Raw genomic sequence first — 14618 nt, 5'->3', positions numbered from 1 at the left:
CTCCTTATTCACTGTACACAGGATAGTCGGTATAGCCGCGCTCCGTCCCACCATAGTAGGTGTTGCGATCGGCATCATTCATGGGCCAGCCGGCTTGCAACCGTGCCACAAAATCCGGGTTGGCCAGGACCATTTCCCCGTAGGACTCTAAGTCCGCCAGGCCGGAGGCGATATCATCACCGATTTCTTCACGCGGCCGGCTGGGACGGTTGACAATCAGGGTGTGTTGCCAAATTTGTCTCAGGTCATGGAGCAGTGGCTCGTTACCTAAATGCATGATGTGCAGGTAGGCCAGACCCAGTTTATTGAGCTCTCCGACCAGATATCGGTAGAGCGCCGGGCCTTCTTCTCCTTCATCGATTCCCCAGATTGCCGTGCCCGGAGAAAGGCGGATAGCGGTACGATCTGCGCCGATTTCCTCAACCACAGCTTTCGCGATTTCAATAGCAAAGCGGGCACGGTTTTCGAGCGACCCGCCGTATTTGTCGGTACGGGTGTTAGCACTTGGGGCCAGGAACTGCTGAATAAGGTACGCATTGGCGCCGTGGAGCTCGATGCCGTCAGCTCCGGCTTCAATGGCCCGCCGTGCTGCATAGCGAAAGTCTTCAACCGTCTGGCGTACCTCGTCGGTGCTCAGGGCGTGCGGGGTCGGGATGGTCTGCATACCGGTGGCGGTAAACATTTCAGCGTCCGGAGCAATGGCTGAAGGAGCGACCCCCTGACGATGGTGAGGCGTATTGTCCGGGTGCGACATCCGACCGGCATGCATCAACTGAATGAAAATCCGGCCGCCCTGACGATGGACGGATTGAGTGATTGTTCGCCAGCTGGCGACATGGGCATCTGTGTAGATCCCCGGTGTGGCTAAGTAGCCCTGACCGTCTTCAGAGGGCTGGGCCCCTTCACTGACAATCAGGCCGATGCTGGCGCGCTGGGTATAGTATTCGGCGGCCAGTTCACCAAGCGTGCCGTCAAACTGGGCGCGGGAGCGGGTCATGGGCGCCATGACGAGACGGTTGGCCAGTTGGTCGCGGCCGACAGTGACAGGTTCAAAGAGTGTGTTCATCAGATTGTCCTTCCTGTATCGGTGATATATGTCGTGTTGACTGAAACTTGATCGCAAACCAGACACCGCAGAGGGCTCAACAAAGGTGCAATCAATCGTTGGACATAGTATTGATGAGTGCATCACTGAGATAAATAGGTAAAAATGGAAATAATTGATGCACTAGTGGAGCAATTGATATGGAACTGCTGAATGATATGGCACTGTTTGTTGAAGTGTGCAAAGTGATGAATTTTCGACGCGCGGCAGAATCTCTGGAGATGCCCAGCTCAACGTTATCCCGCCGGATCAGTAAGTTAGAAAAAGAGATCGGACTTCGGCTATTGCACCGGACCACACGCAAAGTCGAGCTGACCGAAGCGGGGCAGATTTACTATGAGCGCTGTAAGCGAATCGTCGATGAAGCCAGACTCGCGCATGAACAACTGGGAGAAATGCTGGCCCAGCCAAGTGGCGGGTTGCGAGTGTCGGTGCCGGTCGACTTCGCGACGATTTTCCTGGCGCCTGTGCTGGTCGATTTTGCAAGCGCATATCCTGGGATCAACTTTGAACTGGACATGACGCCCAAGCATGCTGATTTGGTGTCTGATCATGTCGATGTTGCGATTCGCATGGGCGAGCCGTCTGATTCGACCCTGATCGCGCGCAAACTGATGCAGTTTCAATCGCAGTTATTTGCCGCGCCGGGATATATGGCGCGGGCAGGGGAGCTCGATCACCCGTCTCAGTTGGTTAACCACAGCTGTATTGATTTTCCGAAGTCTGAAGGGTGGCGGCTGCAAAAAGCCGATGAAGTCGTCGAGGTGAAGGTCGGCGGGCGATTTATGCTGAATAATGTCGGGATGATGAAACGTTTGGCTGCCTTAGAACAGGGGATCATTCAGATTCCTGCGCCGGCGATTGTTGAAGAGCTGGCGCAGCAACTGCTGGTTCCGGTGCTTCCCGGTTGGTTCGCGAAACCCCTACCGGTTTATGCTCTGACCGAAACACGGTTGCTCCCGGCGAAAGTTCGGGTGTTTCTTGATTTCTTGCGAGACAGGCTCGATAGTGTTGGGTAAACAGGGACTTTGGTGCCTGTTTACCCAGTGATACTATCCCCACCAATAGTCCTTCCCTATCAAAGAAATAGCCAAGTCCCATTAGCCCCTTGTCCCGGTGTTCTTTAAGCTTCGACGATGCGCTGACTGTCATCAGTTAATCGGTGATGCAGGGGCTTGGCGAAGAACAATAACAGGAACACGCTGATTTGATTCAGCGGGAATGATTGGGGGAAGAGGATGAATTACGTCTTACAGTTGAAAGTGAAAACCCGTCTGATACTCGGCTTTGGCACGCTGCTTTGTTTGATGTTGCTGTTGACGATACTCGGCATCCAGAAGGTCAATCAGATTGATACGGCTTTAGCCCAGATGACCGATATCAATTCCCTCAAACAACGGTATGCGATCAACTTCCGCGGCAGTGTGCATGATCGCGCGATTGCAATTCGCGATGTGGCGATGGCGCGCAATGCGAGCGAACTGGCGGGGCTGGAAGGCGAAATTAAACGTTTGGAGCGCTTTTATCGCGACTCTGAGGGCAACATGAACCAGATGATCAACCGGGGCGTTGTGTTTACACCGGAAGAGCTGTCGATGCTGCGCACGATTGATCAGATCCAGCAGAAAACCTTGCCACTGGTTCAGGCGATTATTGCGGATAAAAAGCAAGGCATCGACACAACGGCGATGTTGTTGGAGCAAGCCCGCCCGGCGTTTGTGGACTGGTTGAATGCGATCAACCGGTTCATTGATTTCCAGGAAGGGTTGAATCAGAAGATGACGCCGGAGGCTCGCGCGGTGGCGAGTGGCTTTGAAGAATTGATGCTGGTGCTTACGGGCATTGCCATCGCGATTTCACTGGTGGTTGCGGTGGTGATTGAACGCAGCTTCCGGCGCTCTCTGGGTGGTGAGCCTTTTGAGGCCCAGAAAGCGATCCAGTTGATGGCGAATGGCGATTTAACCCATGATTATGGTGCGCGCCCGAGTGAAAGTATTCTCGACTCTCTTTCGACAATGTCCGCGACGTTGACGGGGATTGTGAGCAATATTGCCGGCGCTTCGACGCAGATTGTCGAACAAGCCGAGGAAGTATCCGGTGGGGCTGGCCGGGTGCTCAAGTCTGCTGAGCGTCAGGCAAGTGTCACGGCTGAAACTTTGGGGCGACTTGAAGGCATGCGTGACACCATCGATCAGATTGCCGACGTGGCGAATCAAACGGAAAGTAACTCGGTGATGACGACGGACAATGCCCGCCAGGGACGCGCCTTGGTGTTTGCGGTGGCGCAGCAGATGGAAACCATTGCTGAAACCGTCAATGCCACGGTCGCACAAGTCCAGTTGCTGGAAGCGAAAACCAAAGATATCGGCGGCATTGTGAATGTGATCAGCGGTATTTCTGAACAAACCAACCTGCTGGCTTTAAACGCGGCGATTGAAGCGGCGCGGGCCGGGGAGTCGGGTCGCGGTTTTGCGGTTGTTGCCGATGAAGTACGCCAGTTGGCGCAACGCACCGGCGAAGCCACGTCGCAGATCGAGTCTTTAATCAGTGAAGTGCAGTCTCAGACGGCGATTAGTGTGAAGGCAATGCAGGCGACGCAGCCTCAGGTCGCCGAGGGCAATGTCAAAACTGCGCAGGCCAGCGAACTGTTGATGAATATTGAGCAACAGGCCGAAGATACGCTGAACCGGATCCGCGAGGTGGTCTCAGCCACGCAGGCGCAAGTGGATGTGGTGGGCGAGATCGTTTCCGATATGGGGAAAATTTCCGACATGTCGTCTGAATCCATCCGATTGATGAACACGAACGAACAGGCGGGCAAAGCGCTGAACCAGTTGTCGGGGGAGCTGAAGCAAGCGGTGGGATTCTTCCGGGTCTAATGACATTTGATCGCGGCCCGGGTTTGCCAACGGACACCTGGGTTATGCAATGCCATTATCGTGAATGAACTGTTGGTTTTTCGCTCGGGTGCAGCAGGAAGTTCTGAGCAGGATGGCAGGGGAAGGGGTGTACTCAAAGTACCATGTTGCAGTTATTAATTTTTCTTTGAAATTGTTTTGTAAAATATATAACCAGATTAAATCAATACGACGGAGTAATGTTTGAGATCTGGGATCAAGTTGCAATACGAAAGTATGTTCATATGGTTGCTTTTATGTCAGGGTTTTGTTGTTGATTGTGTTTTCATTGTATTCAATTGTTTTCAAGGACGGATGTCGTGGAACTTGCAACTTGCCCTACACCTGTGTCAGCTCCGGCAGAGGCGCTGCGCCTGAAAGATAGCCTGGCTGCTACCATCTATACCTTTGATGCTTATCCCCGCTTACTTGGCAGCTTCAACCATCTGCGTGAAGACCCTTATTTGAAACCGGGAGAGTCGTTTCGCCAGCGTCGTTTCTCTCGCTGTCATGTTGACCCCTGGGAAGTGACGTTTCATCGGGTCAATAATGTTTTCTACCAATCTTCGGATATCAATGGCTATTCCGGTGGGATCCGCCGTGAGTTTGAGCTCCTGGATACCGTTGCTCAGCATTTCTGCCAGGAGCGTGTGATCCCTTACCTGATGCAAACGCTGGGGCTGAAATATGCCGAAATCGGCATCCACCAAATTCGGATCACCGCGTCAGATCAGGCGGTGGGTTACCCTGCACCGGAGGGGATCCATCAGGATGGGTTTGATTACATCTGCACCTTGTGCATGGGGAAGCAGAATATTACCGGCGGTAATTCGGTGGTGCTGAAAGGCTCTGCGGTGGTGGCCGACGAGCAGCTGGGATTCGGTGAACTGCTGCTGTTTGACGATCGCGCGTATCGCCATTACGTGTCGCCGATCGTGCCGTTGCTGCCGGGTCACGGACACCGGGATATGTTCGTGTTTACCGTCAACCAGCTCGGCCCCGGTCGTGAATCCCTTCGAACCCCATCAGAAACTGCTCAGCGCTGATCCAGAACGACAAGGAAGAAACAGATGAATCATTTGATTGTTCTATGCCCACCGAAAATATTGCTCCAGCACACGGTCGACGATTTGATTGCCGCAGCGGGAGAAAACGCGGTTATTTTCACCTGTACCAGCGGTCGGGATGCACTGACAGCTCACTTGGCTGAACGATTCAAGGTGCATTATATGGATCGTTTTAACGACAACCCGCAGGTGGAAATTGAGGTCTATCAGGTGGCGTTGCAAATGCAAAACCCGCGGGTTGTCGCCTTGGCTGAAATTGACTTGATGCGGGCGGCCCGGGTGAATGATCGGCTGGGCGTCAGCGAGGGCAGTGAAGCGCGGGTGCAGTATTATCGTGATAAGTTCCTGATGAAATCTCTGGCGGCTGAAGCGGGGATCCCCATCGCGGCGATGTCGACGCTGAACAATGCGACCGAGTTGGACCAGTTTATTGCCCGGTACGGCTATCCGGTGGTCGCCAAGCCGCGCGATGGCCGGGGCTCCAACGGGGTTATGGTGATCCGCAGTGACGAGGATGCCAGGACATACCTTGCCCGGCAGGAGGGGACCGGCTTTTTGAACCTGATGGTTGAGCAGTTTGTTGAAGGGGAGCACTACCAGACCAACGGTTTGTTTGTCGATGGCCGCCCGGTACTGATTTCGACCAGCAAGGCGCTGTCTTCCTGTCTTGATTTTCTCTCCGGTAAGGCACTCGGATTGCAGATGCTGGATCCGGACACGCCGTTGGCCAAACAGATTGAATCCATGGCCAATCAACTCATCTGCGAGGTATTGCCTTCCGAGCCGACCCTGTTGTTCCACCTTGAAGTGTTTGTTCGACCGGATGGTGAAGTTGTGTTGGGTGAGATTGCCTGCCGTCTCGGCGGTTGCTTTGTTAATGACGAGCACCGGGCCGCCTGGGGGCTGGATCTGCGGATGGCATATCTGGCGTACATGCGGGACCCTGACATGGTTGCCGTCCCGCTTGAACGTCCTGCACGGTTGGCCGGACAGCTATTGGTGCCGCCGATGGCCGGCAAGCTGCTGGATGCGCCGATTTCGTGTGACCGGGATTATGTCGAGAAATACGCTTTTACCGGCCGGATCGGTGAAGTATACACCCCGATGGCGTTTACCAACGGGGAGATCATGAGTGCGATTGTCATGGGGCGGACAGAATCGGAAGTCGAATCTCGTCTTGGTGAGCTGCATCAATGGTTTAATGAACAAGCTGCATGGGAACCGGCTTGATTGATTGCCGATTCCTGACATCGCGCCGTGAGGCGTCATGAGTCGATCAAGAGAAATAACAGGCGAGCCGTTGTATGGCTCGCCTGACCCCGATTAAGAGGTGGTTGTATGTTGAATGCTGTGGTGTTGTCCCTGTTGGGGTCTGTGTTGTTTGTTTGGCTCCAAATCCCGCTGGGCGCAATGTTCGGGGCGATTGTGTTTCTGATGGTGGCCGGGAAAGTCGGACGTCGACTGTCTCTGCCGGGACCGACGCTGACGTTTGTGCAGTTGGTGCTGGGCATCGGGGTCGGGGTGATGGTGCCGAGTGATTTAGGGGCGGTGAGTTTCCCGCCGTTGATGTTGCTGGGGCTGATCACGTGTATGGTCGGACAGGTCAGCATTTCCTATTGGTGGCTGCATAAAAGAGAGCAGTGGTCGAAAACGGATAGTTTACTGGGCTCGGTGCCGGGCGCCATGGCCGCGGTTCTGGTGCTCAATGAAGCGCAGCAGAAACCGTCCGGCAAAGTGGTGTTCACCCACACGGTGCGTCTGGTCACGCTGGTGATCCTCTCCGGGGTGATTGCTGCGGACAACCAGGCGGCAGAATTTTATTTCTTTACCGGTGAAGAGTCCTATTGGCTGCTGGCCGTTGCAGCCGCCGCCTGGGGAAGCGGGGTGGTGCTGGAGAAAATCGGCGTGCCTGCGCCGTACATGGTAACTGGGATGCTGACGGCCATTGGTTTCGGGGTGATGATGCCGGAGGCCAGCCTGACGATCCCGCCGGTACTGGTGTTTATCGCCACTTCTGCCTTGGGGGCGTTGATCGGTATTCGGCTGGTGGATGTCAGTGGCCGGGAGTTTGCGACCCACCTGCGCTCAGGGGTCATCGCGACAACCCTGAGTCTCGGAGTCACGCTCCTGTGTGCGTATGTGTTCAGCCAGATACTGGAACAGAGTTTTGTGGTGCTGTTGATGTCCTGGGTGCCGGGCAGCATTGAAGCCATGACCGTCGCTGCCATATATCTGGGATTGGAACCGGCATTGATCATGCTCAACCATATTACCCGGATGGTGATCCTTCACTCGCTGCCACTTGCCGTGAAGCCGTTTTTACGCCCGGGGCGAGAAGTGAGCCGTAGTGAGGGATGATGCTGATCGTGCGTTGCCTTGCAATCAATGACAGGGCGTGATGATGATTGCCTGCTTCGTGTTATTCGAGCAGGCGATCATTGAACTTAAACTGCGCACGATGAACTGAATATCCACGATTGTCTTCAAATTCAGGGGCTGATTACCCTTCTATCACATTGGCTTTATTTCTGGCTGTAAGGATCGCTTGGATTGCCGGAATGTCGGTTTCAGCATAAGTTTCCTCCAGGCGTTTCAGCCCGAGCCGCCGATCAGCGCAACGCAGCATATCGATCAGTCCCCATCGGTCATCGAAAGATGTCGTCATCAGCGCCGCTTTCGGTGTGTCTATATAGTGCCGAAGCAAAGCTGAGATTTCTGAGACATCATTGACATAGGGGTAATGTCCGGCATGCTCTGTCTGGTTTAGGGGCAAAAAGTCTTTCGGATAATCCCAAATAATGGTCTTCCCCTGAACAATCCAGTAGCGCGGGCAATGGGTACTTCCGCGCGTGCTTCCCATTCGGTAGACATTGCAATGGATCTGCAACCCGGCTGTCGGATCAAACAGGGCTTCGATTGCTTTTTTCAACTTGCTCCACGGTTTGCTGATGGGACCTCCTGATTTGATGCGTTCGAACTATTGATTTAAGTGATTGCTTTTTATTGGATTTTAACCAAGTTGCGTGGGGTTGTCGCGGAGGGTTGAGATGAGAACGCGAATAAAGCAGATTAAAGAAGGGAACAGACCGGATGGAATTCAGTTGAATCAACCGGCGCTCGGACTGCTCCCGTCAGTTGGGTTTGTTTTCCCGGCCAGGTGGCCGGGAAGTCTTGGGGCTAGTTGAGCAAGGAGTTAGTTGAGGCAAGTGGCCGGCTGAGCGGCGCTGTCGGCTTGCATTTCAATCTGAATGAAAGAGCGCAGGTGCAGACGCGACATGGCATCCAGCAATTGCTCGACATACTCCGGCCGGGCGCCGTTGCCCATCAGCCCGATACGCCAGACCTGACCGGCCAGCTCACCGATACCGCCGCCGATTTCAATTTTATATTCCGCCATCAGTTGCTCGCGAAAGTCTTTATCATCCATATAGTCGGGGATCAGAATCGTCGTGAGCTGCGGCAAGCGGCTGTCCTTATCCACCAGGCATTCCAGCCCCAGCGTTTCAAGGCCGGAGATCAGGAGTTCCTGACACTCGGCGTGTCGTGCCATCAGTTCCTCCCGGCCTTCTTCCAGCACGTTAGACAGCGCCTGATGCAGGCCGTACAGGGCATTGATTGGCGCTGTATGATGATAGGCCCGGGACGAGACATCCCAGTAGTTACTGATCATCGACAGGTCGAGGAACCAGCTTGGGATCGGGGACTGCCGCTGGGTCAGCTTGTTCACCGCTCGCTCACTCAGGCTGATTGGCGAGAGTCCCGGCGGGCAAGACAGGCATTTTTGGGTGCCGGAGAAAATAGCATCAATGCCCCATTCATCGACTTTCACTTCAACGCCGCCCAGTGACGTTACGGCGTCCACAATTGTCAGGGCACCGAATTCACGGGCGACGGCACAGAGCGCTTGCGCGTCGTTCAGAACACCGGTTGAGGTTTCACCATGGACGAAACAGACCGACTTTGCATCGGGATGTTGGGTCAGGGTGTCACGCAGGGCGGTTGGGGTGATCGGGCGGCCCCAGGCGGTGCGCACTTCGATGACGTTGCCGCCGACTTTTCTCGCGCTGTCGGCAATTCGCTGCCCGAAGGCACCGTTGATGCACACGACCACTTTTTCATTTGGCTCAACCAGGTTGGCGACACAGGCTTCCATCCCGGCCGAACCTGGTCCCGACAGTGGGATTGTCAGCGCGTTACGGGTTTGAAAAACCTGCTGTAACATCTGTTTGATTTCGTTCATCAGCGCAAAGCACTGTTTGTCTAAGTGGCCGATGGTTGGCTGCGAAGTCGCAGCCAGCACTGAATCATGGACCGGTGATGGGCCCGGGCCCAGTAACAGGGTTGATTCCGGAATAAAAGAAAGATGCATGTGAACTCCTAGGATTTAGCCAAAGACAGAGAACAGTCGTGTTCAATCATGAACTTCTCGACACTGTCAGCACAGGCATGAGCGTGCCGGACAATAATGTCCAGAGCACTGGTAAACAAAAAGCGTCCGCTAGTCAGCTCGCCGATGGCGAAGATGCTGGTGTTCATCCGCCCGTCTTTGCAGAACAGGCCGTAGTCGTACTTGCACACATCCAGACCACCGAACTTGTTTTCAACACTGGTGCCGCTTTCAATCAGGTTACGGACCAGAGGAGAGTCAATTTGGCTCAGCGATTTCGGGCTGCCGGTGGCATAAATCACCTTACCGGTTGGAGTGCTGCTGTCGTTGCACTGCACCATAAGCTGCCCGTCTTCGACCTTGACGGACGAAGCCCCGGCAACAAACTTAAGCTGGCCCGAACGCAGGTAGCCGAGGATTTTTTCGGCATTCTCGGCCGGAATCGAAACCCGCAGTGACATGGCTGAGGAGAAGAACTCCTTCATAAAACGCTCCTGATCATCGGCGCGCAGGCTATCCCAGATCTGATCGATCCCGCTGTTGGTATCGTACAGAATCGCCTGCCAGCCCCGATCTTGCTTCGCCATCGCCAGCTCTTTCTCCAGAAACGCTTCCAGATCGCGGATGGGTTGGTTGGGGAGCGGTAACTCTTCGAAATAGGAACTTTCCGACTGGGCGCGGTAACGCTCACGCTCTTGCTGGTACAGATCGCCCAGCTTATAGAAATCCAGCGCCGGACAATGCTCGGCAATGTAATCCGGAGTGAGATAGGCATTCTTATAGCGCCCCTGAATCCCGCGAACGAACGGGAAATAACCGCTGCGCGAATAGATGGTGATCGGGCCGGTATGACCGCCTTCAATCAGGCCAATGGTTGCGTCAATGGCGCTGAGCCGTGCGCCGATAATCGCCACGCTGTCTTCGGCCGGCACTTTCTGTTTCAGCTCGCGGGTCGGATACGGCGAATGAATAATGTCATGGCTGTAGGGTGGCAGCACTGCAGACTGCTGCTGGGTCCCGCAGGCCAGAACGACTTTCTCGGCGACAATAACAGCCCCGTTTTGGGTGACGACATTGATCTGGTCTTTTTCAATTTGCTCGACTTTGACCGCTTCGTCGTGGATCACTTTGACCTGGATACCGCTGCGTCGGGCTTCGGTACAGATTGCAGAGAAAGCGTCTTTCATATACATCCCGAACAGTGCCCGGGGCGCATACGTATCGCGGGTCATTTCCAGCTCCGGGAAATCAGGTTTCCATTTATATTCGTTGCATTCCAGCCAATGATAAAAATCACCAGGATGATCTTTAAATACCGTAATATAACCAGCCTTGGTATTTAAAAGATTCGATTTTAAATCGCTGAAATATGCATTTCCCGGTCCTATTTCCTTGGATTTCTCTAATACAGTCAGTGACAGTTCATTTAATTTTTCTTGTAAGTTTTTTTTCAGCAGGGCATCGATAAACGAGATGCAAGAAGCCCCACCGCCAACGATGACGATGTTTGTTTTCACGTTAAATATCCTTATTTACTAGCTACTGCGTAATATTTTGAGAAATCTTGATGTTGAATGGGATAGCCCGGAGTACTGAGTCGATCGTAATCCCTTCGGTCAGCTCTTCCAGGGTAAATTCGCCTTTGTGCAGGGAAAATACAGCCCGTTCAGTAATGATTTTAATGTCTTTATCCCAGAAGTCCGGATGTTGGGTCGCGACCGTGACCTGTTGAACGCGTTCAACAAACTTCGGTATTGCGCCTTCCTGTTGGATCTGGATGTCGCGTCCGTTTTTACCGAGTTGCAGGCCCTTGGTGGTCAGGGTGCCGCAAAACACTAACTTCTTGGCGGATGCGGCAATATTGATGAACCCACCTGCGCCCGTCAGCTTCTCGCCGAATGCACTGGCATTGATATTGCCGTGCTGGTCGATTTCGGCAAATCCCAGAAATGCCACATCAATTCCGCCGCCGTTATAAAAGCTGAACAGATCGGCTTGCTGAATCACACTGCTGAAATCTGTCGCTTCACCGAAGGCAATGCCTTCTTTCGGCTTGCCGTTGATCACCCCGGACTCGACAGAAGTATCGATTCGGTTGTTCAAGTGAGCCAGTCTTTCGCCGACCAAGGCCGGGATCCCAATCCCGAAGTTCAGGAAAGCCCCGTCCGGGATCGGCTCCTTGCAGGCCCGGCTGACGATCAACATCTTTTCCGGCGGAAGTAGCGCCTGCTGAACGGCATCCAGCGCTTGTGCCGAGCCGTAACTCGGATAGTGGCGATCACCGCCCTCAATCACAAAGTCGACCAGGTGGCTGGGAATATCGACCTGATTCGCCGGCAGACTCCGGACGATACACTCGACCTGCACGGCGACCTTACCGCCGTTGTTCCGCGTGGCCATGGCCTGCCAGAGCGCATCATGCAGGGCAGCTTCTCCGACCATGGAGATATTGCCGTGCCGATCGGCCACGGTTCCCCGCAGCAGGGCGAAGTCGGCTCCCGGACTCGGGTAGTAGAGCTGCTCTTTCTCCCGGACGGAAATCACTTCAACCAGCGGTTTGGTGTCTTCCGCCAGTGCACCGCCTTCCAGGCGCGGGTCGACAAACGTATGTAATCCGACCCGGCTGAAATGGCCGTCCAGTCCCGATGCCATGTCGCGAAACAGGTGGCTCATGACTCCCATCGGCCAGTTGTGGGCGTCGATCTCTCCCGCACGGCCAAGCCGGGTCAGTGCCGGACAGAATCCCCAGAACCCGCCGATGGCGCGTTTGACCAAACCGGGGTGGGCCAGTTTATCCAGTCCTTTTCCTTGCTTGTCTCCGGCACCAGAGGCAAACAGCAGGGTCAGTCCCTTGGGTTGCTGCTCGCGGGCAAATCGCTCCGAGAGGGCCTCGGTCAGCAGATCCGGATGTCCGCAACACCCGAACCCGCCGGGGATCACCACCGCACCGTTGTCGATCAGTTCAGCCACGGCTTTTGCTGTCGTCTGCTTCATGAGATCACTCGACCAGCTGTTTAACCGGTTGATAGCGAGACGCCAGGATCACACAACCGTTTTTCGAGGCCATGCTGTGGCAGGTACCGGGCGCGCGGACAATCAACGCACCCGGTGCAAATGTCTGGCCGTTTTCGATGTAATCGCCCTGAAGAACCAGCACGGTTTCAAAGCCCATGTGAACGTGGCCAGGCACATAAGCACCGGCTTCATAGCGCAGGAACGCCATATCAGGCCCTTTGGGATCATTCACGGTTTCATCAAACAGCACTGCAATATCAACGCCTTCGCGCAAACCGCGCTGGTATGGCTGAAAATCCAGCTCGGCCGGCAGGCTGATGTCGCTGTCAAAACCCAGTTTCAGAACAACGTCTCTTGACTCAGGTGGTACGGTGAATTCCATGTGTTTATCTCCTTGTTATTGTGGGTAAGATCGTGTGGTCTTAACGGTTTCTGGCGTACTGGCTGAGGCCGTTGTAGCCCCAGTTTCGGGCATCCAGTTCGTGTATGGATATATAATTGGGCTGCTGCGTTGTCCCTTCTCCCAGCACATCGCTGAGCAACTGGTAAGTCGCCCGCAGCCACTGCGCTTTCTGCTCTTCAGTGTTCGTTCCCTCCGTGATGTAAATCGCCAGGTCGAAGGCGGCCGGCTCGGTCACCCGGGTCGCGTTGACAAAGCACAGGCTTTGGTGCTGATGAACATGGACTCGGGTCACTTCCGGCTGCTTGTTCAGCAATGCCTGAGTCAGCTCGGTGAGTCCGGCAACGACCTGGCTGACCGTTTCTTCCGGCAGCGTCGTATTCAACGTGAGATCAAGTTTCGGCATTGTGATTACCCCTTCTGACGGCTGAAGCCGTGCCAGTAAACCGGCCAGTTCCCTTCTTCGCCGTAGTTGTTAATGACTGAAGCGATGGCGACCAGCGTGACACTTCCGATCAAGACCGGCGTGATCAGGTAGTCAAATCCGATGACCCCTTGTCCGGCAAGAATAATGACCAACGGGTTGGCACCGGCAGGCGGATGAACCGCACGGAAGTACTGCATCAGCATGATGGCAACCCCGACCGCCAGCGACATCACGATGATTGAATCACCGAGCGCATACAGGGCAACCAGCCCGACGGCTGAAGTGATCAGGTGACCGGCGATGACATTCCGTGGCTGTGCCAGTGGTGAAGCCGGCGCGGCGAACAAAATGACACACGTTGCGCCGAAAGGTGCCATCAGCCATGGCACGCCGGTTGACTGACCCAGCACACTGAGTGTCAGAATCCCGAGGAAGCCGCCAACCAGTCCTTTCATCATCTGAATCAATTTCGGTCTCGGCGGTAACGCGCCGCCCCCACGAAGTTTCTTCATTTTTTCATCTCCTTACGAATGGTATGCAAAGTTATGGATCAACTGTGTTATACTTTTATGAACAGATCTGTACACCTCGGTTGGCGATGATACAGACCTGTACACCTCAAGGCAATACCTAATTTATGAAACTTAATGTATAAGGATCGTGATGAGTAAGAAAACACACATTCTGGATGTGGCCGAAGCGCTGTTTAATGAGCTTGGCTACACCGCGGTGGGCGTCGACTTGATCCGGGACAAGGCGGAAGTTTCCAAAACGTCGATGTACCGGCATTTTGGTTCAAAGAGTAAATTGATCGAGGCGGTTCTGGTCCGGCGACATCAACGCTTTGAGGATGAATTAAATGCTGTGGTTTCCGCTGCGACGGACCCGACCAGTCGGCTGAATGCCATTCTGGACTGGCATTTTGCCTGGTTCCGGGCCGTAAACTTCAAGGGGTGTATGTTCATGCACGCTCTGGCTGAGTTTAAAGGGCATGATGAAACCCTGGCAGATCAGGCGTTGCGCCATAAGGCCTGGCTGAAGTCATTGCTGTTTTCAACGTTTGAGCCGGGCGAGCCGGGCGCGGAAGCGAAAACCGAGGCCCTGATGACCTTCCTTGAAGGGATGATCGTCCGGGCAGAATTCGGCGAAGTCACCGGTTATGAAGAGATTTATCGCCTGGGCGTCAAGGCACTGGCTGCCGCCGACTTTACCGGCAGCAAAGCCAAGGCCGTTGTGGCCGCCGAGGAAGCCATCATGGCGCAAGACTGAGTCTGGCGCGCAGGAAACTTACCGGCAACTGTGGGTTGTCGGCCATTATAT

General features: G+C 54.4%; 14 protein-coding genes. 6 read left to right on the top strand and 8 right to left on the bottom strand.

What is annotated here, in order from left to right; genetic code table 11:
- Nucleotides 1-4: 4 nt before the first annotated feature.
- The gene (locus NH461_RS20660) at nucleotides 5-1066 is read right to left on the bottom strand and encodes an alkene reductase (protein ID WP_261604481.1); all 1062 of its coding nucleotides are present in this window, start codon (nucleotides 1064-1066) and stop codon (nucleotides 5-7) included.
- Nucleotides 1067-1245: 179 nt separating this feature from the next.
- Here NH461_RS20660 and NH461_RS20655 point away from each other — a divergent pair, with 179 nt between their 5' ends.
- The 5 genes from NH461_RS20655 to NH461_RS20635 all read left to right on the top strand — a co-directional run bounded on the left by NH461_RS20655 (nucleotide 1246) and on the right by NH461_RS20635 (nucleotide 7427).
- Nucleotides 1246-2124 carry a LysR family transcriptional regulator gene (locus NH461_RS20655; protein WP_261604480.1) on the top strand — a complete coding sequence of 293 codons (879 nt, stop codon included), beginning with the start codon at nucleotides 1246-1248 and terminating at the stop codon, nucleotides 2122-2124.
- Between the two features lie 219 nt (nucleotides 2125-2343).
- A complete protein-coding gene (locus NH461_RS20650) occupies nucleotides 2344-3984 on the top strand; it encodes a methyl-accepting chemotaxis protein (RefSeq protein WP_261604479.1) in 1641 nt (546 codons plus the stop codon).
- Nucleotides 3985-4322: 338 nt separating this feature from the next.
- Nucleotides 4323-5048 carry a 2OG-Fe dioxygenase family protein gene (locus NH461_RS20645; RefSeq protein ID WP_261604478.1) on the top strand — a complete coding sequence of 242 codons (726 nt, stop codon included), beginning with the start codon at nucleotides 4323-4325 and terminating at the stop codon, nucleotides 5046-5048.
- Between the two features lie 24 nt (nucleotides 5049-5072).
- Complete coding sequence (locus NH461_RS20640) at nucleotides 5073-6299, top strand: acetyl-CoA carboxylase biotin carboxylase subunit family protein (RefSeq protein ID WP_261604477.1); 1227 nt, start codon at nucleotides 5073-5075, stop codon at nucleotides 6297-6299.
- A gap of 108 nt (nucleotides 6300-6407) precedes the next feature.
- Entirely contained in the window at nucleotides 6408-7427 is a 1020-nt protein-coding gene (locus NH461_RS20635) for an AbrB family transcriptional regulator (protein WP_261604476.1), read from the top strand.
- 142 nt (nucleotides 7428-7569) lie between these two features.
- On the opposite strand, the gene NH461_RS20630 is transcribed toward NH461_RS20635, so the two are convergent.
- From NH461_RS20630 to NH461_RS20600, 7 genes are all read right to left on the bottom strand, one after another.
- Nucleotides 7570-7998: a hypothetical protein gene (locus NH461_RS20630; protein WP_261604475.1), complete on the bottom strand. Its 429-nt coding sequence runs from the start codon at nucleotides 7996-7998 to the stop codon at nucleotides 7570-7572.
- Between the two features lie 264 nt (nucleotides 7999-8262).
- Complete coding sequence (locus NH461_RS20625) at nucleotides 8263-9438, bottom strand: pyridoxal-phosphate-dependent aminotransferase family protein (RefSeq protein ID WP_261604474.1); 1176 nt, start codon at nucleotides 9436-9438, stop codon at nucleotides 8263-8265.
- 8 nt (nucleotides 9439-9446) lie between these two features.
- On the bottom strand, nucleotides 9447-10973 hold the full coding sequence (locus tag NH461_RS20620; RefSeq protein WP_261604473.1) for an FAD/NAD(P)-binding protein: 1527 nt from the start codon (nucleotides 10971-10973) through the stop codon (nucleotides 9447-9449).
- A 22-nt stretch (nucleotides 10974-10995) separates the two neighbouring features.
- Nucleotides 10996-12450 (bottom strand): CoA-transferase, encoded by a 1455-nt coding sequence (locus NH461_RS20615; RefSeq protein WP_261604472.1) that lies wholly within the window; start codon nucleotides 12448-12450, stop codon nucleotides 10996-10998.
- Between the two features lie 4 nt (nucleotides 12451-12454).
- A complete protein-coding gene (locus NH461_RS20610) occupies nucleotides 12455-12853 on the bottom strand; it encodes a cupin domain-containing protein (RefSeq protein WP_261604471.1) in 399 nt (132 codons plus the stop codon).
- Between the two features lie 40 nt (nucleotides 12854-12893).
- Complete coding sequence (locus NH461_RS20605; protein ID WP_261604470.1) at nucleotides 12894-13277, bottom strand: 4-oxalocrotonate tautomerase family protein; 384 nt, start codon at nucleotides 13275-13277, stop codon at nucleotides 12894-12896.
- Nucleotides 13278-13282: 5 nt separating this feature from the next.
- Nucleotides 13283-13810 (bottom strand): HPP family protein, encoded by a 528-nt coding sequence (locus NH461_RS20600; RefSeq protein ID WP_261604469.1) that lies wholly within the window; start codon nucleotides 13808-13810, stop codon nucleotides 13283-13285.
- A gap of 151 nt (nucleotides 13811-13961) precedes the next feature.
- Here NH461_RS20600 and NH461_RS20595 point away from each other — a divergent pair, with 151 nt between their 5' ends.
- Entirely contained in the window at nucleotides 13962-14567 is a 606-nt protein-coding gene (locus NH461_RS20595) for a TetR/AcrR family transcriptional regulator (protein WP_261604468.1), read from the top strand.
- The last annotated feature ends 51 nt before the right edge of the window (nucleotides 14568-14618 follow it).

The organism is Photobacterium sp. TY1-4, assembly GCF_025398175.1.
In the GTDB taxonomy this organism is placed as follows: Bacteria; Pseudomonadota; Gammaproteobacteria; order Enterobacterales; family Vibrionaceae; genus Photobacterium.
The sequence above is the reverse complement of the archived record's forward strand: the minus strand, read 5'-3'. Positions and strand labels throughout refer to the sequence as shown.